General features: G+C 50.3%; 1 protein-coding gene. It reads right to left on the bottom strand.

All coding sequences use genetic code 11. The features are described 5' to 3' along the window. Positions 1-294 (bottom strand): flagellin (locus tag NXT09_RS22400; protein ID WP_268581201.1); only part of this gene is annotated, 294 nt, incomplete at both ends.

Genomic DNA, 294 nt, shown 5'->3' with positions numbered 1-294 from the left:
GTTCACGTTGGTGATCGTGGATTCGAAACGGTTCTGGATCGCACCCAGGTTACTACGTGCGGTATCTACTGCTTTCAATGCAGTATCAACGGCATCAACAATTTTTTGAGCCAAGCCATCATCGCCACCGATGCCGCTTACCGTACCGCTTGCAGTTGTTCCGCTAATTGCGGCAACAGCGCTAGATACGCCAGATGACAGACCGCCAGAAGTTTTAGCATTAACCAGGGCGCCAGAGTCGATAGTGATAACTTCGTTAGCACCGGTGTTTGCACCAACCTGAATGTTGATACC

It is taken from the genome of Pectobacterium jejuense (assembly GCF_026800125.1).
In the GTDB taxonomy this organism is placed as follows: domain Bacteria; phylum Pseudomonadota; class Gammaproteobacteria; order Enterobacterales; family Enterobacteriaceae; genus Pectobacterium; species Pectobacterium jejuense.
This window is presented reverse-complemented; position numbering and strand designations above follow the sequence as displayed.